Here is a 26,526-nt window from a genome sequence, read left to right as displayed (position 1 = left end):
TAAATTCTTTAAAAGAAAACCTTAATATAAAATAAAATCATCTGATTGATTAGTTTTATCATAAAAAAAAGATTAGAATAAAGCGTTTTTATAAGTGGTTTGCAATAAATGTCTGCATTAAAAATTCAAGAACGTAAGCGTTTACGTCAAATTGGTCACTCTTTACAACCTGTAGTCATGATTGGCAACCATGGTTTGACAGATAATGTCATTGAAGAAACCCTACGCGCATTAAATGACCATGAGCTTATCAAAGTGAAAATTGGCGGAGAAGATCGTGAGTTACGTAATCAACTCATTGCCGAATTAATTGAGCGTACTCAAGCACAAAGTGTTCAACAAATTGGTAAAATTGTACTGCTTTACAAAAAAGCACCGCAACAAAATCAAAAATTATCCAATCTTGTGCGCTACGCACATTTAATCAATTCCTGATGGGTTGATTATGGCAACTTTCGATTTAGTTTCTTTTGAACCAACCCATAATATACAGGTGATTGGCGCAATAGAAACACCGGGTACAGGAATTATACAGGTTGGGTTCTGGGTCAATGATCCCAATCAGTCGATTATCTGGGATGATAAAGTCGCAGGTTTTCCTCGTCGGGACTATCTGTGGGAAAAAACCTGTTTTGAGCTTTTTATCGGCGTGAAAGATCAGGATATCTATCGAGAAATCAACCTTTCATCTTCAAATGCTTGGCAAGCCTATCAATTTGAGGAATATCGTTATCCTGAAAACATGCCGCCTCAAACCACCAATGATATTGAACTGGTTGATCTGCAACGTACCAAATTCGGTATGACAGCAACACTCGATATCAACCCTTTCTTATATCAACAGCAACTCAAAAGCCGGGATATTTTTTTAGGGATGTCGGCTGTCATTCTCACTGCAAAGCAACAGCATTTGTTTGCCATGCAACATAGTGGCCGCCAAGCAGATTTTCATAATAAAAGAGATTGGCTACATCAACTTTAAAAGACATAAAAAAAGAACATGCCAATCTAAATTTGCCTGTTCTTTTTCTTAACCTTTTTATCTCTAGATCAGGATTCGGTTTGATCACTCTTTTCTTTTGGTTGTGACAGATTAATTTTATTTAATGCTTCCACGGTATGCTGTTTTGAGCGTTTAAAAATTTCTGCCAATTGTTCCTTATGTTTTGCAGAAATATCACTTATTTCCTGTTTAATTTCTTTGGATACCTGATTTACATCTTCGATCACGGTCGAAAACTCTTCTTTCACCACATCTTTAAGTTCCAGCAAATCTGCTTGTGAAAGTGGAAACTGCGCCTTGATCGATTCAATTCTATTCAGAAATTCCTGTTTTAATTCGATAATTTGGGTCTGAACAAGTTGAGCAAAGTCCTGTTTTTTCACTTGTTCCTCTTGTTCGGAAATTTCTACTTGCTGTGCTTCTGCTGCCTGCAATGCAGGCTCTGGTGTTACGGTTGTTTTAGTCACAGGTTCTTGCGGTTTTGGTGTATGTTCTGTCATGATAAAGCCCTTCAATCAATGAATTTTAATTGATCATTATTTAACTATTTTTTTAATCAAACAGTGATAAGAATTGTCTGACAATTTATGTTTAAGAAAACTTTCCGATGAATAGCAGTAAAATACTTTTGGTGTAAAAAACCATACAGTTTCTATTGTTTTATAGAGGTAGTCGAATATCACGTCAATCTCAACTTTAATTCACTATTAACTGATTAACAAGTAATCTAAAATTGTTAATTTTACACAAATATTGCTCGCCTCACCGCCTTTGGCGGCTCGGCGGGGGGCTTGTGGGGGCGTACGCCCCCAACTCCCCTCACAATTTTGGTTGCCGTAGGCAACCAAAATTGCAAAAACATAAGGTTATTAATATCTCAGTGAGAAATGATATTCTTAAATAAGTTGAGATTGGCGTTCGAATATCGTAAATAATGTTTAAATTATGTGCAATATCAAATACTACCTATATAAATAGGACTCTTTATTTTTAAGCAGCTTAAATCCTAAAACGCAAATAGCGATCAACCACTTCTACACTTTATCTGATTATTTTATGCTGTATTTTCATAAACCATATTCCACCAAGTTTTAGCGATTTTTAAATAGACTTTTCACTACTTCATGCGTACAATACGTTTTTAAGTTACAAGCGAGTAGACCAAAGGTGGACGTACACACGTTTCCTTCTTTTTTTTAGTCTTCTCGCTTTTTTACAGCTTAAAATTCAGGAGCTTTGGTTTGAGCACCCCCGCCATTTTAGCCCTTGCTGATGGAACGATCTTTAAAGGAACGTCTATCGGTGCAATGGGATTCACCACTGGTGAAGTCGTTTTTAATACTGCCATGACAGGCTATCAAGAAATTTTAACTGATCCAAGTTATGCACAACAACTTGTGACATTGACTTATCCACATATTGGCAACACGGGTTGCAATGAAGAAGATACTGAGTCTGGGCGTATTCATAAAGTCTGGGCAAATGGTCTGATTATTCGTGACTTACCACTTTTACACAGCAATTTCCGTGCAACACAATCTTTAGGTGACTATTTAAAACAACATAATGTGGTTGCCATTGCCGATATCGATACACGCAAATTAACCCGTATTCTACGTGATAAAGGTGCACAAAACGGCTGTATTCTGGCTGGCGAAAATATTTCTGAAGAAGAAGCGATTGCTAAAGCACGTGCATTCGGTGGCTTAAATGGTCTTGACCTTGCCAAAGAATGCTGTGATGCGGAAGGCTTCGAATGGACAGAAGGTTCATGGCAATTAGGTCAGGGTTTTAGCAAGCCTGAGCTTAAATACCATGTAGTAGCGTACGACTATGGTGTCAAAACCAACATCTTGCGTATGCTTGCAGATCGTGGCTGTAAATTAACTGTGGTACCGGCTCAAACACCAATCGAAAAAGTTCTGGCACTCAATCCAGATGGCGTATTCCTGTCCAATGGTCCAGGCGATCCGGCAGCATGTGATTATGCCATTGCAGCGGTAAAAACGTTAATTGAAACGACTACCCTGCCTGTATTTGGTATTTGTCTGGGTCATCAGATTCTGGCTCTTGCTTCGGGTGCAAAAACCCTTAAGATGGGTCACGGTCATCATGGTGCCAACCATCCGGTTCAAAACATCGAAGATGGTAGAGTGATGATCACATCACAAAACCATGGTTTTGCCGTTGATGAAAGCACCTTGCCTGTGACATTAAAAGTCACGCATCGTTCCTTATTTGACGGGACAAATCAGGGCATTCATCGTACCGACAAACCTGCTTTTAGCTTTCAGGGTCATCCCGAAGCCAGCCCAGGTCCGCACGATTGTGCCCCATTGTTCGATCATTTTATCGAACTGATTGAAGCAGCAAAACAGTAATTCAAGAGCGAGTAAATCATGCCTAAACGTACGGATATTAAAAGCATCTTAATTATTGGTGCTGGTCCAATTGTGATTGGTCAAGCCTGTGAGTTTGACTATTCTGGCGCACAAGCCTGTAAAGCCCTTCGTGAAGAAGGCTATCGTGTCATTCTGGTCAACTCTAATCCAGCAACCATCATGACCGATCCTGCCATGGCCGATGCAACCTATATTGAGCCAATCACTTGGCAAACTGTTGCACAGATCATTGAAAAAGAACGTCCCGATGCAGTTTTGCCAACCATGGGTGGACAAACTGCACTTAACTGTGCGCTTGCCCTTGATGAACATGGTATATTGGCACAATATGGCGTGGAATTGATTGGCGCAAGTAAAGATGCCATTGAAAAAGCCGAAGACCGTAAATTATTCGATCAGGCGATGCGTAAAATCGGACTGGAATGTCCACAAGCCGATGTTGCCGAAAGCATGGAACATGCATTACAAATTCAGGCTCGTTTTGGTTTTCCGGTGATTATCCGCCCATCCTTTACCATGGGTGGTTCCGGTGGCGGTATTGCATATAACAAAGAAGAATTTATCGAAATTTGTGAACGTGGTTTCGATCTTTCTCCAACCAAACAGTTATTGATCGATGAATCATTGATTGGCTGGAAAGAATACGAAATGGAAGTTGTCCGTGACAAAAAAGACAACTGTATCATCGTCTGTGCCATTGAAAACTTTGATCCAATGGGTGTCCATACCGGTGACTCGATTACTGTTGCGCCAGCTCAAACCCTGACTGATAAAGAATATCAAATTATGCGTAATGCATCGATTGCTGTATTGCGTGAGATCGGTGTGGAAACTGGTGGTTCCAACGTACAATTCGGGATCAACCCGCAAGATGGGCGTATGGTGGTAATCGAGATGAACCCTCGTGTTTCTCGTTCCTCTGCCCTTGCCTCTAAAGCTACTGGTTTTCCGATTGCTAAAGTTGCGGCAAAACTTGCTGTAGGTTATACCCTTGATGAATTAAAAAATGACATCACAGGTGGTATTACACCGGCGTCATTTGAACCGTCTATCGACTACGTGGTCACCAAAATTCCTCGCTTTAACTTTGAGAAATTCCCACAAGCCGAACCTGTGCTCACCACACAGATGAAATCTGTCGGTGAAGTCATGGCCATTGGCCGTAATTTCCAAGAATCGGTACAAAAAGCCTTACGCGGTCTGGAAGTTGGCGTGAGTGGTTTTGATGAAAAAATTACCGATGATGTTGAAAATATCAAAGATAAAATCAAGGTTGAACTAAAAGTTCCTGGTCCGGAACGGATCTGGTACGTTGCTGATGCATTCCGTCATGGCTTTAGTCTGGACGATGTATTTGAAGCCACCAAAATTGACCGCTGGTTCCTGATTCAGATTGAAGATATTGTCAAAACCGAAGCAGAAATCAAGACATTAGGCTTTGGCGATCTTACTGCCGAGAATATTCGCAGTTTTAAACGCAAAGGTTTGTCTGATCTTCGTATTGCAGATTTAATGGGCATTTCACAAAAGCAGTTCCGCAAACAACGCTGGAATCTGGGTGTTTATCCTGTCTACAAACGTGTCGATACCTGTGCAGCAGAATTTGCTTCTAGCACAGCCTATATGTATTCGACTTATGATGAAGAATGTGAAGCCAATCCATCAAATCGTGAAAAAATCATGGTGATTGGTGGCGGACCAAACCGTATTGGTCAGGGTATCGAATTCGATTACTGTTGTGTGCATGCTGCATTAGCGATGCGTGATGATGGTTATGAAACCATCATGGTCAACTGTAACCCAGAAACAGTATCAACCGATTACGATACCTCAGATCGTTTGTATTTTGAACCAATTACGCTGGAAGATGTACTGGAAATCGTCCGTACCGAAAAACCAAAAGGCATCATCGTGCAATATGGTGGTCAAACACCATTGAAACTGGCACGTGCCTTAGAGGAAGCCGGTGCACCAATTATCGGGACTTCTCCTGATGCGATTGACCGTGCCGAAGATCGTGAACGCTTCCAGCAAATGATTCAAAAACTCGGCCTACGTCAGCCAAGTAACAGTATTGTAAAATCTGCTGAAGAAGGCATCGCCGAAGCAGCAAAAGTGGGCTTCCCACTGGTTGTACGTCCTTCCTATGTTCTGGGTGGTCGTGCAATGGAAATCGTCTATAACGATGAAGAATTGAAACGTTATTTGCGTGAAGCAGTACAGGCTTCAAATGAAGCACCTGTATTGCTGGATCATTTCCTTGATGATGCAACCGAAGTCGATGTCGATTGTGTTTCTGACGGCAAAGATGTGGTGATTGGCGGTATTATGCAGCATATCGAACAGGCAGGGATTCACTCTGGTGACTCGGCATGTTCTATTCCGCCTTACTCATTGTCTGCCGAGATTCAGGATGAAATGCGTCGCCAAACTGTTGCCATGGCAAAAGAATTGGGCGTGGTTGGTCTTATGAATGTCCAGTTTGCTGTTAAAGGCAATGATGTGTATATTCTGGAAGTCAATCCTCGTGCATCACGTACGGTACCGTTCGTATCGAAATGTATTGGTGAATCGCTGGCTAAGGTTGCTGCACGCTGTATGGCGGGTCAATCTCTGGCTTCACAAGGCTTTACTACAGAAATTATCCCAACCTACTACTCGGTAAAAGAAGCCGTCTTCCCATTTGCCAAGTTCCCGGGTGTAGATCCGGTACTTGGGCCAGAAATGAAGTCAACTGGTGAAGTTATGGGTGTGGGCAAAACGTTTGGTGAGGCTTTCTACAAAGCAGTACTGGGTTCCAATGATCGCTTACCTGGCAAGCCAACTGAAGGCGAAACCAAATATGTGTTCTTATCAGTCCGTGATTCGGATAAGCCGCATGTTGCACGAATTGCCAAACAACTGGTCGAACATGGCTTCAAACTGGTTGCAACAGGTGGTACGTATGATGTGATTAATGAGGCTGGCATCGCCTGTGAACGTGTGAATAAAGTCACAGAAGGTCGCCCTCATATCGTTGACCGCTTGAAAAATGGCGAGATACACCTCATTATTAATACCACTGAAGGTAAACAAGCACAGCAAGACTCGTTCTCGATTCGCCGCTCTGCATTACAAGGCAAAGTGTATTACACCACAACATTAAATGGTGCTGATGCAGTCTGCCAAGCATTAGGAATCAAATTACCAATGGATGTATATCGTTTACAGGATTTACAAACAGTAGATTAATCATATTCGACACTTCCGTCACCTTTACGGAGGTGGCGGAAGTTTTTTTTTGGTACTTAAGAAACTTGCTGGCCCCATTATTTGTAATATCCAGCAAGTTTTATATGTATTATTTATCATAACTCTCTGGAAGTGAGGGAAAATTATGCAACGCTACCCAATGACGCCCGAAGGCAAAATAGCTTTGGAAAAAGAATTACAGCAATTAAAAACTGTAGACCGTCCACGTATTATTCAAGCGATTGCAGAAGCACGTGAACATGGTGATCTAAAAGAAAATGCCGAATACCATGCAGCACGTGAGCAACAAGGCTTCTGTGAAGGTCGTATTCAAGATATCGAAGGAAAACTTGGCGCTGCCCAAGTGATCGATGTCAAAGACCTTGAACAAAATGGCCGAGTAGTCTTTGGTGTAACAGTTACTATCGAAAATCTGGATACCGAAGAACAAAAAACCTATAAAATTGTAGGTGATGACGAAGCAGACTTTAGAATTAATAAAATTTCTGTAAACTCGCCCATTGCCCGTGGTCTACTGGGTAAAAACGAAGGTGATGATGCAAAAATTACTACACCGCAAGGCGAAGTTGAATACGAAGTTGTTAAAGTTGAATATCTGTAAAAAATTTAGCCCCTCAATATGAGGGGTTAAATTTTTTATAGCATCTGTTTTTTTAAATCAAGCTTATTTTTTATCACATCTAAATAGTCTAGCTGAAATATTATTGCTGAAACGGTATCACCACTTTTTTGCTTTTCTGTACTTGCTTATGGCTTTCCGGCTCGAATGCAGACCAATCATATTCTAAAAAATTTAGTGTCCATTGATAATATTTTTGCCCAATGTCCTTAAACTCAATCTGTAAAATGCCCCACTCTTCATCATGGCAATGTGGCGATGTCTTATATTCTTGTTCGCTAAAACAAGCTCGGATCATACGAGAATACGAAAATGGAATGTCTTTTAATGCCACTTGATATTTGCCTTGGGCTTCAATCTTGACAAAGTCAGCGTTATTCTCATGCGCTCCGCCACCAGAATAACCGGTAAAATATTGATTTAATATTGCAATCGCCATCTCTGTTTTATTCAATGGATAAAGTGCCGGATAAATTGATAAACCTTCAGATGCCATATCATAATCGTGGATAGGTGCCTGATTCGAATGCTGATAATCCTTAAAATTCCAATGATCTAGTACTTTATATTGTCCATCAGATTTCTGTAGTTTGATCATTTGCGGTGTATTATCAATCAGATAATAGACTACCCGATCGTTTTTTAATTGCCACAAAGCAAGTGCATCATCACGACACGTTATCTGAATAGAGAGGCAAATATTTTGTAGCGCCTGTTGCGTCATTTTGACAGCAATGAATGGCAAAGCTGTCACTTTTTGCTGCTGTGCAGCCACTGTAATTTGCACAGTACCTATCGAAGACAACACCAAGATCATCGAAATAATTTTTATCTTTGATAAATTTTTTTGCATTTTAGGGCTTGTTGAGATTTGATCTTTGCAATGAAAAATGAGAAAAATTATGGCTTAGACAAGGCAACCCAGTGCAGACAATATGTATATATTGGCAAGCTGGTTAACGCAGTATAAGTCTAATTTAGCCATTTTTCATGCAAAAATAGAATATAAAACGTCTTATTTCTAGCTTAAATTAAATATGTGATTAATTCTCAACAGGCCCTGATCACCATTCAAAATATTTTAACTCTACCTTATCATTTTTAAAGCTAACACCTTCCCCCAGCAACATTAATTTTTGAATATTTTCTCCTTTTGCATTGACAGTCGTGGTTCGGATTTGCCCTTGGGCATTGATCACTCTATGCCATGGTATCTGACTGTCATCATCCAGTTGTTGTAACACTTTGGCCACCATACGCGCATGTTTGGGCAGACCTGCCAAGCGTGCTACCTGACCATAGCTCGCAACCCGCCCATAAGGAATCAGATCAACTACGGCAAGAATCTGCCGGGCAAGTTCAATACGCTGCAAAATTTAATATCCTGATATATGCTGAAGGATTGAGAAAATTTTAATAAAAAAAGCGTACTTTTTTGTACGCTTTTTTTAAATCAATTCGTCATTATAGGCGATTATTTCTTCTTTAAAGCTTCTTGACACTCCGGGCTATCGCAGTAACCATATAAATTTAAAGAATGACCAGTCAAGGTAAAACCGTGTTGTTCCGCAATGGTATGTTGTTCTGCTTCAATGGTATTATTCGTAAATTCAACGACTTTATTACAGCTTTGACATACTAGATGATCATGATGATCTTCTTGCATAATTTCAAATACAGAATGATTATTATCAAAATGATGGCGCTGAATAATCCCTGCGGCTTCAAACTGTGTCAAAACACGATAAACCGTTGCCAAACCAACATCTTCACCTTGTTCTAGCAGGGTTTTATAAATATCTTCCGCACTTAAATGGTGTTGCTTTGAATTTTCCAATAATTCTAAAATCTTAATACGTGGTAAAGTGACTTTAAGGCCCGCTTTACGTAAATCTTGATTTGTAATCGCCATGTAAATAAATCTCTCAACAAAATTAAGTAGTCATATGCAAGCACAATGAGATAAAGTATGATCTAACTTTTAACTCTGCGCATTAAAAATCTGTGGGATAGTGTAGCAAAATGCAAAAATTTATGTTGTCCATGTTCTTAACCATTCTCGTTTCTGGCTGTGTCTATAAAATAGATATTCCTCAGGGAACTCCTCTTATTCATTCACAAGCCGCCCAAGTCAAAGTTGGTATGACACCACAACAGGTTCGCTTTTTACTCGGTAGCCCAACGGTGAGTGATCCTTTAAATCCTTTACGTTGGGACTATATTTACAATTATATCCCTGGTACATATGCTAAAAAAGCAAAAATACCTGAGTCAAAAGGTCAACATTTAAAGATATACTTTAACCAATCTGGCGTCGTTTCGCAAATAGAAGGTTTAGAAACTATTCCAGAAAGTCAACCAGGTCTCCCAGGTTCTAAAGAAGCAATCTTAACTGCACCACCGCTTTAACCAAAATAGATGATTTTTTAAGCTTTTAAAATCTCACCGCTAAAACCAGTCATTTGAAATGACTGGTTTTTTTAACTGTTTTAAATATCATGATTCTGACAAAATAAGGCATCCGAAGATACCTTATTTTGTACCACAATCATTTGTGATCCTAATCTTCGTCTTTCGAAGTATTATCAAGGTCAGGTGCTGCGTTATTAAGATCTGCAACCTCGTCCCCTATTTCATCGGCAACTTCACTTACCAACTCTTCCTCATCATCAATCGATAAGTCCTGTAATGCGGCCAACCCGACCAGAACTTCATCTTCAGCCAGACGAATCAGGCGTACACCCTGTGCATTACGTCCAGTTGTGGCAATTTCCACAGCACGCGTACGTACCATGGTGCCTCCATCAGAAATCAACAATAATTCTTTATACTCATCAATTGCGACGGCGCCTACCAGTTCACCATTACGCTCACTGGTCTTAATCGCAATCACACCTTTACCACCGCGTTTTTTGGTTGGGAAATCGCCTACAGGTGTACGTTTACCATAACCATTGGCACAGGCACATAAAACTTCACCGGTTTCAGGCACAACCACCAAGGAAACGATACGACTGCTGCTATTGCTCTCGCTATCCTCTGAGTCATCCTGATCATCATTCAGTTCGGTATCTTCATCAATCAGTGCACTGCCTGCAAAGTTAACCCGCATACCACGGACACCTTTGGCGATACGGCCCATTGAACGCACATCGGTTTCGGCAAAACGAATCGCTTTACCTTCATTGCTAAACAACATGATTTGCTGCAAACCATCGGTAATGGCAACACCAATCAAGGTATCATCATCACTCAATTCAATCGCACGTAAACCATTGGCGCGAATATTACTAAATTGTTCCAGATCAACACGTTTTACCGTACCGGAAGCCGTCGCCATAAAAATATATTGATTTTCAGCAAACTCTTTTAATGGCAAGATTGCCGTAATGCTTTCGTTGGCTTCCAGTGGTAATAAATTAACCATTGGACGCCCTTTGGCACCACGCGAAGCAATCGGCACTTCAAATGTTCTCAAGCGGTACACTTTACCGCGCGTGGTAAAGAACAATACCGTTGCATGATTTGATGTTACCAGCAAATGCTGAATATAATCATCATCTTTCATGCTGGTTGCAGATTTACCACGACCGCCACGGCGTTGTGCTTCATAATCTGAAAGTGGTTGTGTCTTGGCATAGCCGGTTTGCGAAACAGTCAATACCACCTGTTCTTCCGGAATTAAATCTTCACGGCAGAAATCCACACCCGATTCAATAATTTCGGTACGACGTGCATCACCATACTGTTGCAATACCGCAGCAAGCTCTTCACGAATAACATTCATCAATAAATTAAAATCGTTCAAAATCGCTGTTAATTCGGCAATTTGACCCAAAATTTCGCTGTATTCTGCATGCAGTTTATCCTGTTCCAGACCGGTTAAACGGTGCAAACGCAATTCCAGAATTGCACTGACCTGCGCCGGAGACAAACGATAGTTTTCGCCATTTAAGCCAAATGGATGCTCGGGATCTTCACCCTCAATTTCATCTGGACGAACCGATACCGAACCGGCTTTTTCCAGTAATGCAATGACCCCACCTGACTGCCACTGGCTTGCCAGTAATCGCTCACGTGCCTCACCTGGATTGGCAGAGGTTTTAATGGTTTCAATAATCTCATCGATATTGGCTAAGGCAACCGTTAAACCTTCCAGAATGTGTCCACGTTCACGTGCTTTACGCAACTCAAACATGGTACGCCGAGTCACAACTTCCTGACGATGGCGGACAAATGCAGCAATAATATCTTTCAAATTCATTAACTTGGGCTGACCATTGTCCAGGCACACCATATTAATGCTGAAAGAATTTTGTAATTGTGTATTTAAAAATAGATTGTTAACCAGAATTTCTGCATTTTCACCACGTTTTAAATCAATGGCAATCCGCATCCCGTCCTTATCGGATTCATCACGTATTTCACTGATGCCTTCCAGTTTTTTCTCTTTAACCAGTTCGGCAATACGTTCGATGACTCTGGCTTTGTTAACCTGATATGGAATCTCGGTAAATACAATGGTGCTACGATCAGATTTCTCATTGGTTTCAATATGATATTTACCACGGATATGCAAACGACCTTTACCGGTACGATAAGCATCATAAATCCCTGATTTACCATAGATGATTCCACCAGTCGGAAAATCCGGACCAGTCACATGCGTCATCAAGCCTTCGATGGAAATATTGGGATTATCCACATAAGCAAGACAGGCATGAATCGCTTCTGTGATGTTATGAGGTGCCATATTGGTTGCCATACCAACAGCAATCCCCGCAGCACCATTGATCAGCAGATTGGGAATACGAGTGGGTAGAACATCTGGAATGCGTTCTGAACCATCATAGTTATCGACCCAGTCAACCGTATCTTTTTCTAAATCGGCAAGCAACTCATGTGTGAGTTTAGTCATTCGGATTTCGGTATAACGCATCGCTGCGGCACTATCACCATCAACCGAACCGAAATTACCCTGACCATCGACCAGTAAATAACGTAAACTAAAATCCTGTGCCATACGAACAATCGTTTCATAGACTGCGCTATCACCATGCGGATGATATTTACCGATGACATCACCTACCACACGTGCCGATTTTTTATAGGCTTTGTTATAGTCGTTACCCAATTCGTGCATCGCAAACAGTACACGACGGTGTACTGGTTTCAAGCCATCACGTACATCAGGTAAAGCACGTGACACAATGACGCTCATTGCATAATCAAGATAAGAATTCTTTAACTCATCTTCAATCGCAATCGGTCGGATTTCCGATACGCTCATGCAAACTCCTTATTTACAGATAGAATGTTCCATCTGTTTTTATGTCTTCAATCCTGCAAAAATTTAGCTCAAAAACCTGAACCAAAAAATAAAAATACAGCCCCGAATTATAGCATAAAAGACCCATTAACTGGGAGTTTAAGTATCTAACAATAGTATTTTTTTATGGTAAAAAATTAATTAAAATGAATAAGTTAAAAACAGAGTTTTAAGTTTCTAAATCTATCTGAAAAATCCTTACGATTTGGTTAAAATACACGCTGTATAAAAATACTCCTTTCAGAATATTCTTTGATCTTGATTGAAAAATAATTACTGTTCAAATATGGACATTGCATGGCTATTTTTCATCTTTATCAATAGCAGCATATGCACAAGATTACTTTATTACCCGATATTGCGCAGGAACCCACCGGTAGCCTATTACATTTTCACCAATATGCCCAATGCCCGGAAAAGCAATATGTGCCGCACCAATCCACCATTTATTCCGATATGCCTGTTCAAAAATATTCTTACGTGCCAATACTGCACGATCAGAATCTGTATCCGGTTTATATATCGCATCAGGATAAGGAAATTGAACCGCAGCATAATGCACAATATCACCTAGACCTAGAAACTTCTGTCCATTTTTCCCATCAACCAAATAAGATGAATGCCCTTCGGTATGCCCCGGAGTAGCCAAAAGTTGAACATTGGGTACATTAAAAGAAGTTTTAGTAAATACCACCAACTGCCCCGCTTGTTGGTAAGGTTTTAATGCATCTCGAGTCATTTTAAATAATGGCTTAAAAAAATGGCTGGCTTCTGCTTCGTTATACGCTGATGTCCAATATTCAGCATCTTCCTTAGCTAAATAAACTTTGGCATTCGGATAAGCCATTTTTCCATCTACAGTAATGCCACAAAGATGATCAGGATGTGCATGTGTGATTAAAATTGTATCAATTTGCTCTGGTTGTATGCCAGCATGCTTTAAATTCTCTAGCACATGCCCGAGCGTTGGACCAAAACATTTTGCTGTACCAGCATCTATTAAAATATTTTGTGTAGGTGTTTGTACAAGAAATGCTGAAAAGTCCGTCACAATCTGATTTTGATCATCTATAGGAACAAAATTTTCTGCAAAAAGTTGATCGGCCTGTTCACTGGATATACGCAACAAATCACTACGTGGCAACCCAAATTCGCCATCAAATAACGCAGTGACTTTCAAATTCCCAATATTTTGCACAAAATAACCATCGACTTGTTGAACTGCTCTGACTTGTTGAGCTGGTATAATGGGCTGAGCAGATGCAATATTTGCACTGAGCAAAGCTGCCAATGCCAAAAACTTAAAATGATTCATGTAGATTTTACCCATTGATTGCCTGATGTATATTCACTTTAATCAGTTCGAGCAGATAAAATCGCTCAATTCAATGTACAAACTGCTCAAGTTTGAGTTAATTCATGGACAGAACTTGTGGATCAAAACCGTATCTTTGATAAAACCGATGTTTAAACACAGCAACCGAGTGATATCCAGATTTTGTTGCGATACTTTTCAAAGGCAGGTTCTTTGAATATAAAAGGCTTAATGCATAAGCCAATCTGGCATGGGTAATAGTTTCTCTTAGAGTTGTGCCTTCTGCACTTAATTTTCTTCGTAAGGTCGCACCACTTAAAGCCATTTGCATTTCTATATCTCGTGATTGCCAGTCCCGTTGCGGTTCGTTCATCACCCATTGATAAATTGTTTTGGAAAGATTTGGAGCTGGAATCACCAAAATATCTGCATGTCCAGACTGACATAATTTAAGCAAAATACCCACAATGCACAATCTTGCCTGCACCAGATCATGATTAAATAATGCTGCCTGCCATGTGGACAGTTCCAAGGCAAAATCCCGAATCGAAAATTTAAAAATGTCATTACTTTTATCTGTAATCGGTTTTGCCCAGATCATCTGGGTCGCCTGAATCACCTCCTCGCAAACAGGCACAAGTATTGTAAGATATTCACCTGTATGTTGATCTGGAATATTCACTGCATCAATAATTGCATCAGCTTTCATAATCAAGATGTCACCAGCAAGCAATGACATTTTTAGATCCTGCATATTGACTTTCTTTTCACCAGATACAATGATGCCCAAATGCAGTTGGTTGACCTGAACGCTGGACAGACCATGTTGATTTTTAGCACGAATACATAAGTAATCCCGTGCGACATCTGCCTTGGCTAATGCCGCTAATGACGAATATAAATCGCTGATTTCATGCTGCATATTCATAAAATATTTCCAATAAAAAAACGCTCTTTGGATAGCCAAAGAACGTCTTCAATACGTGTTACAGCGTAGGAGTTTAAATTACAGTTTAGACACCAATTCTGGCACAACTGTATTTAAATCGCCAACTAACCAGTAGTCCGCAACACTATTAATCGGTGCTTCTTCATCCTTGTTGATCGCAACGATCACTTTAGAATCTTTCATACCTGCCAAGTGCTGAATTGCACCGGAAATACCCACTGCAACATACAGATCAGGCGCAACGATTTTACCTGTTTGCCCCACCTGAAAATCGTTTGGTACAAAGCCGGCATCTACCGCAGCACGTGATGCACCTTGAGCAGCACCCAGTTTATCTGCCAATGGATCAAGCACTGTATGGTAATTTTCACCTGAACCCACACCACGACCACCAGACACAACAATACGTGCAGCTGCCAGTTCTGGACGATCCAGTTTCACGATTTCTTCATTGATAAAGGTAGAAATACCCGCATCTTTGACTTCGCCTACTGTTTCAACTGTAGCAGAACCACCTTCCGCTGCGACTGGATCAAATGCAGTGGTACGTACTGTACCGACAATAATGGTTTCATCAGATTGAACAGTCGCAATCGCATTACCTGCATAAATTGGACGTTTAAAGGTATTGGCATTTTCAACAGCGATAATGTCGGTAATTTGACTGACATCAAGCAATGCAGCAACACGCGGCAAAATATTTTTGCCCGTTGTGGTTGATGCAGCCAGTACATATTTATAACCACCTTTGGCAATATCAGCAACCAAGCTAGCCACGTTTTCAGCCAATTGATGTGCATATGCAGCATTATCAGCAAGTAATACTTTGCTTACACCAGCAACTTTTGCTGCCTGTTCTGCAACTGCCTGTGCAGCTTCACCTGCCACCAATACAGTAATATCACCACCGATTTTTTGAGCTGCCGCTACAACATTTAAGGTTGCGCCATTTAATGTTTTATTGTCGTGCTCAGCGAGAACTAAAATACTCATGATTATTATCCTTATCTTAGATGACTTTCGCTTCGTTTTTAAGTTTGTCGATTAATTCATCAACAGACTTCACTTGTACACCGGCTTTACGTTCCGCAGGTGCTTCAACTTTAACTGTTTTCAGCTTGGTGCCTGTTGCAACGCCATAATCTGCCGGAGTTTTTGCTTCAAGTGGTTTTTTACGCGCTTTCATGATGTTAGGCAATGCAGCATAACGTGGTTCATTTAAACGTAAATCGGTAGTGATAATCGCTGGAAGTGATAATTCGACAGTTTGTAAACCACCATCAATTTCACGTGTCACCTGAACTTTGCCACCATCAACTTTAACTTCTGATGCAAAAGTACCCTGACCTACACCGAGTAAAGCACCCAACATTTGGCCCACTTGGTTCGAGTCATCATCAATCGCTTGTTTACCAAGCAGGATAAGTTCCGGTTTTTCTTGTTCTACAACGCCTTTTAAAATTTTGGCAACTTCCAAAGCACCGATTTCATCACTCGTTTCAACCAAAATACCGCGGTCTGCACCCAATGCCATCGCAGAACGGATTTGCTCCTCTGCTTTTTTCTCACCAATTGAAACCACAACAATTTCTGAAACGACGCCTTTTTCCTTTAAGCGTACTGCTTCTTCAACAGCAATTTCACAAAATGGGTTAATTGACATTTTAACGTTGGTTAAATCAACCCCAGTATTATCCGCTTTCACACGTACTTTAACGTTGGCATCCACCACACGTTTTACAGCGACAAGAGCCTTCATGTAATTCCTCGGCTGTTTTTACAAATGAATATGGAAGAGTTTATACAACTCTTATGCTTAAAATTATAGTGCACTATCTTGCATTGCATTGGGCATTTCGGTCAAGTCAGATTCGTGAACTTGATGTAAAAAGACGTAAATAAAAATCTTTATCAAGATCAAGCCATCTGATTTAACAGTTTATTTTATTACTTTATAGCACTATTGTTTATGAAAATATCAGATGATGCTTATCAGACTTTTTCACATGAAAATGCATTTGTTATCACTCAATCGCTCAATATCAAAAAAATAGGGTTAATTAAAATAACTATTTAATTTTTAAAAATATTTATATGAACATACTTTTAAAAAATATGAGTCTTATACATACTCATATTACAATACCAAAACAACTGATGACTACCTTTCAATCAGTCAAAATCAGTTAAAAATAGCTAAGGTGAAACCGACTCATCGATATCCAGCAATACAGTTCAACGCTCACAATGGCAATGACTAATCGGTCACCTAGTACTTTTTAAAATACTACTTTTTCGCCCGAGGATGGGCCTGATCGTAAATTTTGGCTAAATGGTCAAAATCCAGATGGGTATAGACTTGCGTCGTGGTTAAATTACTATGACCCAGCATTTCCTGTACAGTTCGCAATTCGCCACTATTAGATAATAAATGACTGGCAAAACAATGTCGTAATAAATGTGGATGCAGATCGGCACTTAATCCCGCCCGTTTGGCCTGTTGTTTAATCCGATTCTGAACTTGTCGGTCAGAAATTTTTTGTCCGGCACGTGAAATAAAAATAAAATCGTGATCCAGTATTTTAGTGATACGCAAGCTTAACCAGTGATGCAAAGCCTGTTCTGCTTTTTGTCCAAAGGGAATAATCCGTGTTTTATTGCCCTTACCTTTTACTCTTACCAAGTGTTGTGACCAATCGATATCTGACAGTTTTAGATTGACCAGTTCATTTAAACGTAATCCACTGGAATACAGGAGTTCCAGCATGGCTTTATCCCGTGCCCACAACCATTGATCATTTTCCGATTGTGGTGCCGCCTGATCCAGTAATTGATTGAGTGTTTCGGGCGATAACATCCCCGGTAAAGGTCGAGGTTGGCGTTTGATATTAAAATCTTTAAAGTTGGCATCAACCTGTGTACCATGTTGCTGTAACCACTGCATAAATTGACGAATTGCAGATAGAGCCCGTTGCACACTCTGGTTCGACCATTGTTTCTGTTCGATGCAATAGCCCATATACTGTCGTAAATCACTGATTTGTAATTGCTGTGGTTGTAAATTTTGTTGTTCACAGTAGCTTAAAAATGCCACCAGATCTCGATGATAGGCGGCAATGGTATGTTGTGAATGTTGTTGTATGGCAAGTTGATCGAGCCAGTCCGGGAGAGCATTGTGTAAAACTGGATTGATGGTCTGATTCATTTAAGTTCCTATGTGACCTTTCTTTATTCTAAACCTAAATCCCCACGGTAAAACTATTTCATTTGTATCTTTCATCTATTTGCTTAGATGTATGGAGTATGCGTAAAATAAATACCTGTTTTTTATTTTCATCAATTAAAATAATTGCCCGATAAGGGGTATCCAAAATCAATTTCTCACGCGTATTGAATATTCTAGTTTGGTACGATAAGGCAAAAAAATATAAATTTTCCAATTGCTCAGTAACTTTTACACACATTTCTTCGGCTAACTGTTCACCCCATCTTTCTATACCATATGCCAGAATTTCAATTAAATCTTGTTCGGCTTCTGGTGAATATAGAACCATATAATTCATTTTTGCCGACTTGCAACCAATTCACGTGCTTTGTCTAATGCGGTCAAATGAACTGTTTGCATCGATTTTGCTTGAGTGGCATCTTTTTCGATGCTAGCAATTGCCTGTAAAATTTTTGCTTTTTCCCAATCCGCATAATCGTCTTCCCCAGTGTAAAACAGTTGCTCTAAGTGTGTACCTTGTATATCTTTTAAGGAAACAAATACACCCACTGGACGATTATTTTTGGTCACTAAAACAGGCTCACGTTGCATGGTATCCAATAATTCACCAAAACGTAATTTTGCATCTTTTGCACTGATAACCTGCATGATACACTCCATTAAAAAGTAGTCACTTTAACTACTACAAAGCAATACACAAGTCTTTTTAATTTAATTTCGTAAAAAATCTGTCTTATACTAAACATTAAAATTAAGTTATCAGGGCTTATACAATAAACCCCTACAAAATCAGTTGTATGAGATTGTACGGGCGTATTGCATACGCCCAATTATTTATGAATAATGGTATTTATTGTATTCGCAGGTGGGCTTTTAAATTTTAATCATTATCCCTGAAAATACTTTAAATCAAAGCGCCCGTCATAGACTTTCGCTGTCGGACCGGTCATCCACACCACATCGCCTTCCTGCCATGCAATATTTAACATACCACCTGCCAGTTCAATATTGACATTATTGTCCAGTAAACCACGACGAATGCCACTGACAACCGCAGCACATGCCCCTGTACCACATGCCAGTGTTTCACCTACCCCACGTTCATAAACACGCAAACGTGCCTGATTGCGTGAAATCACCTGTAAAAATCCTGCATTAACCCGTTCAGGAAAACGTACATGGGATTCCACCTGTGGTCCAATTACTGCAACATTGGCTTTAAGCACATCATCCACCAAAATCACGGCATGTGGATTGCCCATATTGACCACGTCAACTTTAATTTCCAGATCTTTTAACTGTAACGGATAAAGTGCTTGTACGTCATCAGCAACAAAAGGAATTTGTTCGGGTGAGAATTTTGGTTCACCCATATTGACCCGCACCCAGCCATTCGCGCCAAGTTCAGGCTCCACGATGCCCGATTTGGTCTGTACCCGGATTTTGGTTTTATACGTCAGTTGATGCTCGTAGACAAAACGGGCAAAACAACGCACCCCATTGCCACATTGTTCTACTTCGGAACCATCGGCATTAAAAATTCTGTACTTAAAATCAACCGTCGGATCTTCAGGTGGTTCAATCATCAATAGCTGATCAAAACCAATCCCGAAATGGCGATCTGCCATGCGCTGAATCGTCAGACTATCTAAATAAGCACGTTGACGAACCAGATCAATCACCACAAAGTCATTGCCCAGACCATGCATTTTGGTAAATTCCAATAGCATTTCAATTTACTCCTGCGGTAATAACTGCTCGTTGGCCCAAAGCGATTCAATGGTTTCACGCTTACGAATCAGATAGGCCTGATCACCATCGACCATGACTTCTGCTGCACGGCCACGTGAATTGTAATTTGAACTCATCACAAAACCATATGCCCCGGCACCAAGAACTGCAAGGGTGTCATTTTCCTTAATCGCAAGATCACGATCTTTACCGAGGAAATCTCCGGTTTCACAAATGGCACCAACCACATCCCAAGTTTTGACTTCGGTATTTTTACGTGGCGTCACCGAAACAATATCCATCCAGGCTTCATATAAAGACGGACGGATTAGATCATTCATTGCAGCGTCAACAATAGCAAAGTTACGATGCGAAGTCGGTTTGAGCAAATCCACTTTGGTCAATAACACCCCAGCATTGGCACTGATACTGCGACCAGGTTCCATATAGACTTTTAAACCCAGTTTTTCCAGTTGCGGACGCATGGCATTGGCATACTCTGCAACAGTTGGTGGTATTTCATCTTTATAGGTAACGCCTAGACCACCGCCAATATCGATATGTTTTAAGGTGATCCCCAACTGTTTAAGTTGTTCAATCATCACTTGTACCCGTTCAAGCGCATCAACAAATGGCTTGGTTTCGGTCAATTGCGAACCGATATGACAGTCAATTCCGATAATGTCCAGATTCGGCAAACTTGCAGCATATTGATAGGTATCAAATACACTGTCACTTGGAATACCAAATTTATTTTCTTTTAAACCTGTTGAAATATAAGGATGGGTTTTGGCATCAACATCCGGATTGACCCGCAAGGAAATCGGTGCTTTTTTATTTAAACCTGCCGCAACTTTTTGAATACGATCCAGTTCTGCATGAGATTCCACATTAAAACATGCAATACCAACGATCAGCGCTTTGGCGATATCGGCTTCGGATTTGCCCAAACCGGAAAATACAATTTTCGATGGATCACCACCTGCTGCAAGCACGCGTGCCAGTTCGCCACCGGTCACAATATCAAAACCGGCTCCCAGTTTTGCCAATACATTCAGCACAGCAATATTAGAGTTGGATTTCACAGCAAAACAAATCTGATGATCAATAAATGCAAAAGCTTCATCCATATCCAGATAATGCTTGCAAAAAGCAGCTTTGGAATACACGTACAAAGGTGTAGAAAATTGCTGAGCTAAATCTTCAAGGGAACAATTTTCAGCGTGTAAAACGCCTTGTTGACGTGTAAAACTCATTGGTGACTACCTAAATCCTGATCTGAGGGCTGTGACGATGATTGTGTTTCCTGAACGGTCTGTTTGTCTTTTTTGTAAAGCAAATATTCCGAGCGCTTGTCATAATTTGGATCGGAAGGCAGCATCAATGCGCCAGATTGACCACAAGCAACAAGGCCACATAGAGAAGAAAGACATAAACCGATAAGACACAAAGTACGCATAATCAAAATGCTCATTATTGATTATTGCTGAGTATAGCTTGATTTACAAAGTGACCAAAGCATTTCATGTGCTTAAAGTATCTTGAGGTATAAAAAAACGCCAGTATCAACTGACGTTTTGTATTGACCGTGATTAACCGACCTATTTTCCTTTAAGATATTTCGGCTTATAGAAAACATAATAGCCAATTGCCAGAATCACCAACCACAATGGACTGACTTTTAAGGCTTTAAAGGTATCTGCTTCCAATGACAGGATATACACGGTACCAATAAAGAAAATGATCACAGCCCAACAGGTAAATACTCCACCCGGAAGTTTGAAGGTTGATGCTGCATGTAGCTCAGGACGTTGCTTTCTATAATTGATATAGCTCCACATAATCATGATCCAGACACAGATAAACAGAATCGTAGACAATGTTGTTGCCAACGTAAATGCTTCAACAGTATTTGGCACAAAGTATTGTAATGCCGCACCAGCCAGTAAACATACGGTTGAAAAATACAGCGCATTAGCAGGAACCGCAGATTTGGATAATTTCCCAAAGTCCTGAGGTGCCTGATGATCTTTTGCCAGACCAAATAGCATACGACTGGTAGAAAAGACGCCACTATTCATCGAAGACATCACCGAAGACAATACCACTAGATTCATGATAATCGCTGCTGCGGCAATACCTGCTTGTGTAAATAGATTTACAAATGGGCTAACTTTAGGGTCAATTTGATTCCATGGTGTAACCGACATCACTACAAATAATGCCAATACATAGAAAATAATGATACGAATTGGAATGGAGTTGACGGCTTTAGGTAAATTGCGTTCCGGATCACGCGTTTCTGCTGCGGTGGTGCCGACTAGCTCAACACCAACAAAGGCAAAAATCGCAATCTGGAATCCGGCTAAAAACCCATCAAAGCCAGTCGGGAAAAACCCACCATTGGACCATAGATTGCTAAATTGAGCGACTGTTCCAGCATCGGTGGTAAATCCGGTGAAGATCATCCAGAAACCCACGAGAATCAAGACGATAATTGCCGTAATTTTGACCATGGCAAACCAGAATTCCATTTCACCAAACAGCCGTACAGTGACCAAATTGAGCCCCATGATAAACAGAATCGCTGCGATACTGATCAGTGCCCCTTCGGTCGGACTAAACTCCTGACCTCCGTTAAAAAATTGCAAGTAATAAATAATCGCAGATAAATCGGCAATCCCGATGGTGATCCAGCATAGCCAATAGGTCCACCCGACAAAATAACCTGCCCATGGACCAATCAAATCGGTAGAGAAATCGATAAAGGATTTATATTGCAAATTGGAAAGTAATAATTCTCCCAGTGCCCGCATGACCAAAAACACCATCAATCCAATAATCATATAGATAAACAGAATCGAAGGACCAGCCAGACTAATGGTTTTACCGGAACCCATAAACAAACCCGTTCCAATTGCCCCGCCAATTGCAATCAATTGCAAATGTCGATTGGATAAACTCCGTTGCAAACTTTCTGGATCCCCTTGCGGTAAATCATGTGGATATGACATTTTTTGAATACACCTATATTTATCTTTCCTGCTAAAAATATTCCAATTCATATATAGAAAAAAGTACTAACTGAATTATTTTTCATTTTTTTTATATTTTTTAAGTTTTTGCACGAATTACAGGCATTTTATTTACCTGCACCAAAATATTTTTAACTAGGTGTATTGTATTAGTGCAGTAATCCATTCATAAATACGACATAATTTGTCGCAATAATCATTATAAAACGCCTACCCTGCCTTTACTTTTACAATACAAGTCACTACATTGTTTTTCATCAAAGTATTTTTAGCATCGAATCCAAGATCATCCTTATGAGTAAAGCCAAGACTGTTTATCGTTGTGAACATTGTGGAACAGACCATCCCAAATGGGTAGGACAGTGTCCCGATTGTGGAGAATGGAACAGTTTGGTCGAAGCGCGTTTAGAAAATGTCACCCCTCACCGGGCAAAATCCGGCATCAAAACCGGCGGTTATGCTGGTCAAACCAGTCAAATTACTACACTGGATCAAATTCAGCTGAGCCGTGAATCACGTACCTCTACTGGTATTAGTGAGTTTGACCGAGTGCTTGGTGGCGGGCTGGTCATGGGATCGGTGGTATTAATTGGCGGTGATCCCGGTATCGGTAAATCCACTATTCTGCTTCAAACAGCGACTTATATGGCAAGCCAGCAACCTGCGCTTTATATCACGGGTGAAGAATCATTGTCTCAGGTGGCAATGCGAGCCAAACGTCTGGATTTACCTCTAAATGCCCTGAAAGTTATGGCTGAAACCTGTGTTGAGCGCATTTGTGAAGTACTGGCACATGAACGTCCACAAATGGCTGTACTAGACTCAATTCAAACACTTTTTACCGAAACCATTCAATCTGCGCCCGGAGGCGTTTCCCAGATTAGGGAATCTGCTGCTATCCTGACTCGCTTTGCCAAACACACCGGTACATCACTATTTATCGTCGGTCATGTTACCAAAGAAGGTGCACTTGCCGGCCCTCGTGTACTGGAACATATGGTGGATTGTGTTTTATATTTCGAGGGACAGTCCGATTCTCGTTATCGCATGATTCGAGCAGTTAAAAACCGTTTTGGTGCAGTGAATGAACTTGGCGTATTTGGTATGACCGACAAAGGATTAAAAGAAGTTGCCAATCCTTCAGCCATTTTTTTAAGCCGTTATGATGAAGCCATTCCCGGATCTGTGGTGATGATTAGTCGTGAAGGTACCCGTCCCTTACTGGTGGAAGTTCAGGCACTGGTCGATGATGCACATGGACAACCACGTCGGGTCGCATTGGGGCTAGAGCAAAACCGTTTATCCATGTTGCTGGCTGTGATGCATCGACATGGTGGTGTACAAACTGTGGGGCAAGATGTTTATGTCAATATTGTCGGTGGCTTAAAAATTACCGAAACAGGTTCCGATCTAGCTGTATTATTGGCCTGTGCATCAAGTTTAAGAGGCAAAGCACTTCCACAGCATCTTGCAGTTTTTGGTGAAGTAGGACTTTCTGGTGAGATCCGCCCTGTTCCCAATGGTCAGGAGCGTTTAAAAGAAGCCCATAAACATGGTTTTAAAACCATTATCTTACCACGCGCCAATGCACCACAAAATCCCATTAAAGGCTTAAACGTCATTCCCGTGGCTCGGCTACATGAAGCACTACAGGCAGCCATGGATATCTGTGATGAATAAGCAATTTACTCTAGTATATTAAATTTTAGGTTACCCAAATCTTTATTTATTTCATAGATCGGCAGCTTGGTAGAAAAGTATTTTGCAAATCATGCCTTTAACTGAAATCATGTAAGCAATTTATTAAATTTTCTAACAAAAATCACAAACTTAGCCTTGAAATTTGATATAAAACCCGCATTATTGAGGGTAAGAAGTTTTATTGATCATAGGAATATTAAAGCAATGCAAAATAAAGCACGCGGTGCTGTTGTCGCATTAATGATGGCAAGTTTATTGGCTGCGCCCCTTGCAGAAGCCAAACGTGCAGGCGGTGGCAAAAGCATGGGAATGTCACGGAGTCAAAGCTCTAGCCAAAGTTATAACCAAAACCAGAATGCTCAGTATCGCAATCAAGCACCTGCTACAGCCCAACAACAGCCGCAGCGTAGTGGTTCAAATGTTGGTGGTATGGTAGCGGCCGGTGTTGCGGGTGCAGCATTAGGTGCGGTTGCTGCAAATGCAATGGCTGATGATGGCCAAAAAGCCAATCCGAATGAACAGGCATCTAACTGGCAAAATGGTGAACAGGCTGCTCAAGAGAAAAAAAGTGGTTTTAGCTGGTTCTGGTTGATTATTCTTGCTGCTGGCGCTTTCTTCCTGTTTCGTAAATTTTCTGCGAAAAAACAGTTAGCTGCTGCGGGTAACCCTTATGCACCCAATAATAGTGCAAGCACACGCAATCAAACCTCATCACCATTTGGTACAACCCCTCCGGCTGGAAATACCAATATTTTTGGTCAACCTGTGAAGGGTGGCCAAGCACCGGTACAAGCACCTTTTGGCGGTGCAACAACCAGTAGTGGCAACCAATTGCCTGATGGTAGCGAACCGGCAACCTTTCTACGCTTCGCACGTCAACGCTTTAACCATATTCAAGCGATGAACAACGCCACCAACATTGAAGAAATTCGTAAATATTTCACCCCTGACATGTATCAGGCGATTTATTCGGATGTTGCCAATAATACCGATGTTGCAGAATTTAGTAATCTAACTGCAAACGTGATTGATCAAAGTACTGAAAATGGTCAATATGTGGTCAGTGTGCGTTTTACTGGAACAGTAAGTGAAGATTTAAATGCCTTACCACAACCCTTCACAGAAATCTGGCATTTTGTAAAACCAGCTGGTAGCTCTGATGAATGGTTAGTTGCAGGCATTCAGCAAGTTTAATATCTAAAAATCAAAAAATGGCAACTTTAACAGTTGCCATTTTTATCTAAGCATCTAACACTTCAACCCTTAATAAAAGCTCACCATTATTGAGTTCACTATTCGATTGTAAATTACCTGCTTTATAATAAAGCATTTCATGATTAAATTTAAATCTTAATAACAGTGTTACATTACCATTTTCTTTCTTCTCTTCAATAATATTTATTAATTCTGTATAATATAAATCTGTATAATATGAACTATTTGAATAGAATCTCTCTGCATTATCTGCAAAAAGATCACCATATGGAACTTTAACGTTTAATAAAAATTTATTATCCGGATTCAGTGTATCCACATCAACTGGACCTAAAACTTTGTATTTCCCCAAGGTATTCTCATATAAAGATCGCTTAGTAGGCAGAACAATACGAAAAACAATTCCTGTTGATCTACTTTCAAATTGTATTTCAATGTAATTCCGATTTTGTTTTGCATCATCTGCCAATCCACTAATCAACTCATAACACGGTATATTAAACGAATTCTTATCAAGAATTTGTCCAGCAATATATGGTGTACTTTGTATATTTCCTATATTTTGACTATCAGTATTATTTTCTCCTTTTGAATTTGCACTAGAATCATTAGACCGTTCGCCATTATCTGATCCACCACATCCACTCACCATCATCATGGCATTAAAAACTGCAATATAAATTAACGACTTTTTCATATCCACCTCATTTTTAAATTTTTATCTGAGTTATTAAAAAGTCCCACCAAAC

Annotated in this window: 25 protein-coding genes; 8 read left to right on the top strand and 17 right to left on the bottom strand. The window is 40.3% G+C overall.

Annotation, left to right across the window (positions count from 1 at the left end; all coding sequences use genetic code 11):
- The first annotated feature begins 108 nt into the window (after positions 1–108).
- Positions 109–435 (top strand): YhbY family RNA-binding protein, encoded by a 327-nt coding sequence (locus CRO21_RS04155; protein WP_097078041.1) that lies wholly within the window; start codon positions 109–111, stop codon positions 433–435.
- Positions 436–445: 10 nt separating this feature from the next.
- Positions 446–982: a DOMON-like domain-containing protein gene (locus CRO21_RS04150; RefSeq protein ID WP_097078040.1), complete on the top strand. Its 537-nt coding sequence runs from the start codon at positions 446–448 to the stop codon at positions 980–982.
- Between the two features lie 68 nt (positions 983–1,050).
- On the opposite strand, the gene CRO21_RS04145 is transcribed toward CRO21_RS04150, so the two are convergent.
- Positions 1,051–1,503 (bottom strand): hypothetical protein, encoded by a 453-nt coding sequence (locus CRO21_RS04145; protein WP_097078039.1) that lies wholly within the window; start codon positions 1,501–1,503, stop codon positions 1,051–1,053.
- A 741-nt stretch (positions 1,504–2,244) separates the two neighbouring features.
- Between CRO21_RS04145 and carA the strand changes: the two genes are divergently transcribed.
- The 3 genes from carA to greA all read left to right on the top strand — a co-directional run bounded on the left by carA (position 2,245) and on the right by greA (position 7,258).
- Positions 2,245–3,384, top strand: a complete 1,140-nt coding sequence (carA, locus tag CRO21_RS04140; protein ID WP_097078038.1) for a glutamine-hydrolyzing carbamoyl-phosphate synthase small subunit — start codon at positions 2,245–2,247, stop codon at positions 3,382–3,384.
- 18 nt (positions 3,385–3,402) lie between these two features.
- On the top strand, positions 3,403–6,636 hold the full coding sequence (gene carB, locus CRO21_RS04135; protein WP_097078037.1) for a carbamoyl-phosphate synthase large subunit: 3,234 nt from the start codon (positions 3,403–3,405) through the stop codon (positions 6,634–6,636).
- 145 nt (positions 6,637–6,781) lie between these two features.
- A complete protein-coding gene (greA, locus tag CRO21_RS04130; RefSeq protein WP_097078036.1) occupies positions 6,782–7,258 on the top strand; it encodes a transcription elongation factor GreA in 477 nt (158 codons plus the stop codon).
- A 100-nt stretch (positions 7,259–7,358) separates the two neighbouring features.
- Here greA and CRO21_RS04125 read toward each other — a convergent pair whose 3' ends face one another.
- The 3 genes from CRO21_RS04125 to fur form a co-directional block, all read right to left on the bottom strand.
- A complete protein-coding gene (locus CRO21_RS04125) occupies positions 7,359–8,084 on the bottom strand; it encodes a hypothetical protein (protein ID WP_378234906.1) in 726 nt (241 codons plus the stop codon).
- A gap of 256 nt (positions 8,085–8,340) precedes the next feature.
- Positions 8,341–8,649: an MGMT family protein gene (locus CRO21_RS04120; protein ID WP_097078035.1), complete on the bottom strand. Its 309-nt coding sequence runs from the start codon at positions 8,647–8,649 to the stop codon at positions 8,341–8,343.
- Between the two features lie 101 nt (positions 8,650–8,750).
- Positions 8,751–9,188 (bottom strand): ferric iron uptake transcriptional regulator, encoded by a 438-nt coding sequence (fur, locus tag CRO21_RS04115; RefSeq protein WP_097078034.1) that lies wholly within the window; start codon positions 9,186–9,188, stop codon positions 8,751–8,753.
- Positions 9,189–9,298: 110 nt separating this feature from the next.
- On the opposite strand from fur, the gene CRO21_RS04110 reads away from it, so the two are divergent.
- Positions 9,299–9,685: an outer membrane protein assembly factor BamE gene (locus CRO21_RS04110; RefSeq protein WP_097078033.1), complete on the top strand. Its 387-nt coding sequence runs from the start codon at positions 9,299–9,301 to the stop codon at positions 9,683–9,685.
- Between the two features lie 151 nt (positions 9,686–9,836).
- Here CRO21_RS04110 and gyrA read toward each other — a convergent pair whose 3' ends face one another.
- The 12 genes from gyrA to CRO21_RS04050 all read right to left on the bottom strand — a co-directional run bounded on the left by gyrA (position 9,837) and on the right by CRO21_RS04050 (position 22,840).
- Positions 9,837–12,566, bottom strand: coding sequence for a DNA gyrase subunit A (gene gyrA / locus CRO21_RS04105; protein WP_097078032.1), 2,730 nt, complete (start codon positions 12,564–12,566; stop codon positions 9,837–9,839).
- A 379-nt stretch (positions 12,567–12,945) separates the two neighbouring features.
- Positions 12,946–13,920, bottom strand: coding sequence for an MBL fold metallo-hydrolase (locus CRO21_RS04100; protein ID WP_097078031.1), 975 nt, complete (start codon positions 13,918–13,920; stop codon positions 12,946–12,948).
- A gap of 97 nt (positions 13,921–14,017) precedes the next feature.
- On the bottom strand, positions 14,018–14,848 hold the full coding sequence (locus tag CRO21_RS04095; protein WP_097078030.1) for a helix-turn-helix domain-containing protein: 831 nt from the start codon (positions 14,846–14,848) through the stop codon (positions 14,018–14,020).
- Positions 14,849–14,926: 78 nt separating this feature from the next.
- Entirely contained in the window at positions 14,927–15,862 is a 936-nt protein-coding gene (locus CRO21_RS04090) for an FAD-binding protein (protein ID WP_097078029.1), read from the bottom strand.
- Positions 15,863–15,878: 16 nt separating this feature from the next.
- Positions 15,879–16,628, bottom strand: coding sequence for an electron transfer flavoprotein subunit beta/FixA family protein (locus CRO21_RS04085; RefSeq protein ID WP_097078028.1), 750 nt, complete (start codon positions 16,626–16,628; stop codon positions 15,879–15,881).
- Between the two features lie 528 nt (positions 16,629–17,156).
- A complete protein-coding gene (xerA, locus tag CRO21_RS04080) occupies positions 17,157–18,074 on the bottom strand; it encodes a site-specific tyrosine recombinase/integron integrase (protein WP_097078027.1) in 918 nt (305 codons plus the stop codon).
- A gap of 58 nt (positions 18,075–18,132) precedes the next feature.
- Positions 18,133–18,432 (bottom strand): type II toxin-antitoxin system RelE/ParE family toxin, encoded by a 300-nt coding sequence (locus CRO21_RS04075; RefSeq protein ID WP_097078026.1) that lies wholly within the window; start codon positions 18,430–18,432, stop codon positions 18,133–18,135.
- A complete protein-coding gene (locus CRO21_RS04070) occupies positions 18,429–18,743 on the bottom strand; it encodes a type II toxin-antitoxin system Phd/YefM family antitoxin (protein WP_097078025.1) in 315 nt (104 codons plus the stop codon). The genes CRO21_RS04075 and CRO21_RS04070 overlap by 4 nt, the downstream gene beginning before the upstream one ends.
- Before the next feature lie 239 nt (positions 18,744–18,982).
- Entirely contained in the window at positions 18,983–19,825 is an 843-nt protein-coding gene (gene dapF, locus CRO21_RS04065) for a diaminopimelate epimerase (RefSeq protein ID WP_097078024.1), read from the bottom strand.
- Between the two features lie 6 nt (positions 19,826–19,831).
- Entirely contained in the window at positions 19,832–21,082 is a 1,251-nt protein-coding gene (gene lysA / locus CRO21_RS04060) for a diaminopimelate decarboxylase (RefSeq protein ID WP_097078023.1), read from the bottom strand.
- Positions 21,079–21,285 carry a hypothetical protein gene (locus CRO21_RS04055; protein ID WP_378234907.1) on the bottom strand — a complete coding sequence of 69 codons (207 nt, stop codon included), beginning with the start codon at positions 21,283–21,285 and terminating at the stop codon, positions 21,079–21,081. The genes lysA and CRO21_RS04055 overlap by 4 nt, the downstream gene beginning before the upstream one ends.
- Positions 21,286–21,427: 142 nt before the next feature.
- Positions 21,428–22,840, bottom strand: coding sequence for an amino acid permease (locus CRO21_RS04050; protein WP_097078022.1), 1,413 nt, complete (start codon positions 22,838–22,840; stop codon positions 21,428–21,430).
- 315 nt (positions 22,841–23,155) lie between these two features.
- On the opposite strand from CRO21_RS04050, the gene radA reads away from it, so the two are divergent.
- Together radA and CRO21_RS04040 are read left to right on the top strand one after the other, a co-directional pair.
- A complete protein-coding gene (radA, locus tag CRO21_RS04045; RefSeq protein ID WP_097078021.1) occupies positions 23,156–24,541 on the top strand; it encodes a DNA repair protein RadA in 1,386 nt (461 codons plus the stop codon).
- Between the two features lie 225 nt (positions 24,542–24,766).
- Complete coding sequence (locus CRO21_RS04040; RefSeq protein WP_097078020.1) at positions 24,767–25,756, top strand: Tim44 domain-containing protein; 990 nt, start codon at positions 24,767–24,769, stop codon at positions 25,754–25,756.
- 46 nt (positions 25,757–25,802) lie between these two features.
- On the opposite strand, the gene CRO21_RS04035 is transcribed toward CRO21_RS04040, so the two are convergent.
- A complete protein-coding gene (locus tag CRO21_RS04035) occupies positions 25,803–26,474 on the bottom strand; it encodes a hypothetical protein (RefSeq protein WP_097078019.1) in 672 nt (223 codons plus the stop codon).
- Positions 26,475–26,526 lie beyond the last annotated feature (52 nt).

This window comes from Acinetobacter puyangensis, assembly GCF_900096995.1.
Classification (GTDB): Bacteria; Pseudomonadota; Gammaproteobacteria; order Pseudomonadales; family Moraxellaceae; genus Acinetobacter; species Acinetobacter puyangensis.
Note: the sequence above shows the minus strand (reverse complement) of the source record. Positions and strands in the feature narration are given on the sequence as shown.

Excerpts from the sequence above, each read along its gene's own strand:
- CRO21_RS04040 (WP_097078020.1), top strand. The coding sequence starts at position 24,767 with ATGCAAAATAAAGCACGCGGTGCTGTTGTCGCATTAATGATGGCAAGT.
- dapF (WP_097078024.1), bottom strand. The coding sequence starts at position 19,825 with ATGCTATTGGAATTTACCAAAATGCATGGTCTGGGCAATGACTTTGTG.
- CRO21_RS04090 (WP_097078029.1), bottom strand. The coding sequence starts at position 15,862 with ATGAGTATTTTAGTTCTCGCTGAGCACGACAATAAAACATTAAATGGC.
- lysA (WP_097078023.1), bottom strand. The coding sequence starts at position 21,082 with ATGAGTTTTACACGTCAACAAGGCGTTTTACACGCTGAAAATTGTTCC.
- gyrA (WP_097078032.1), bottom strand. The coding sequence starts at position 12,566 with ATGAGCGTATCGGAAATCCGACCGATTGCGATTGAAGATGAGTTAAAG.
- CRO21_RS04035 (WP_097078019.1), bottom strand. The coding sequence starts at position 26,474 with ATGAAAAAGTCGTTAATTTATATTGCAGTTTTTAATGCCATGATGATG.
- CRO21_RS04075 (WP_097078026.1), bottom strand. The coding sequence starts at position 18,432 with ATGAATTATATGGTTCTATATTCACCAGAAGCCGAACAAGATTTAATT.
- CRO21_RS04070 (WP_097078025.1), bottom strand. The coding sequence starts at position 18,743 with ATGCAGGTTATCAGTGCAAAAGATGCAAAATTACGTTTTGGTGAATTA.
- CRO21_RS04110 (WP_097078033.1), top strand. The coding sequence starts at position 9,299 with ATGCAAAAATTTATGTTGTCCATGTTCTTAACCATTCTCGTTTCTGGC.
- CRO21_RS04055 (WP_378234907.1), bottom strand. The coding sequence starts at position 21,285 with ATGCGTACTTTGTGTCTTATCGGTTTATGTCTTTCTTCTCTATGTGGC.
- greA (WP_097078036.1), top strand. The coding sequence starts at position 6,782 with ATGCAACGCTACCCAATGACGCCCGAAGGCAAAATAGCTTTGGAAAAA.
- CRO21_RS04050 (WP_097078022.1), bottom strand. The coding sequence starts at position 22,840 with ATGTCATATCCACATGATTTACCGCAAGGGGATCCAGAAAGTTTGCAA.
- CRO21_RS04145 (WP_097078039.1), bottom strand. The coding sequence starts at position 1,503 with ATGACAGAACATACACCAAAACCGCAAGAACCTGTGACTAAAACAACC.
- fur (WP_097078034.1), bottom strand. The coding sequence starts at position 9,188 with ATGGCGATTACAAATCAAGATTTACGTAAAGCGGGCCTTAAAGTCACT.
- carB (WP_097078037.1), top strand. The coding sequence starts at position 3,403 with ATGCCTAAACGTACGGATATTAAAAGCATCTTAATTATTGGTGCTGGT.
- CRO21_RS04150 (WP_097078040.1), top strand. The coding sequence starts at position 446 with ATGGCAACTTTCGATTTAGTTTCTTTTGAACCAACCCATAATATACAG.
- CRO21_RS04085 (WP_097078028.1), bottom strand. The coding sequence starts at position 16,628 with ATGAAGGCTCTTGTCGCTGTAAAACGTGTGGTGGATGCCAACGTTAAA.
- xerA (WP_097078027.1), bottom strand. The coding sequence starts at position 18,074 with ATGAATCAGACCATCAATCCAGTTTTACACAATGCTCTCCCGGACTGG.
- radA (WP_097078021.1), top strand. The coding sequence starts at position 23,156 with ATGAGTAAAGCCAAGACTGTTTATCGTTGTGAACATTGTGGAACAGAC.
- CRO21_RS04100 (WP_097078031.1), bottom strand. The coding sequence starts at position 13,920 with ATGAATCATTTTAAGTTTTTGGCATTGGCAGCTTTGCTCAGTGCAAAT.
- CRO21_RS04155 (WP_097078041.1), top strand. The coding sequence starts at position 109 with ATGTCTGCATTAAAAATTCAAGAACGTAAGCGTTTACGTCAAATTGGT.
- CRO21_RS04095 (WP_097078030.1), bottom strand. The coding sequence starts at position 14,848 with ATGAATATGCAGCATGAAATCAGCGATTTATATTCGTCATTAGCGGCA.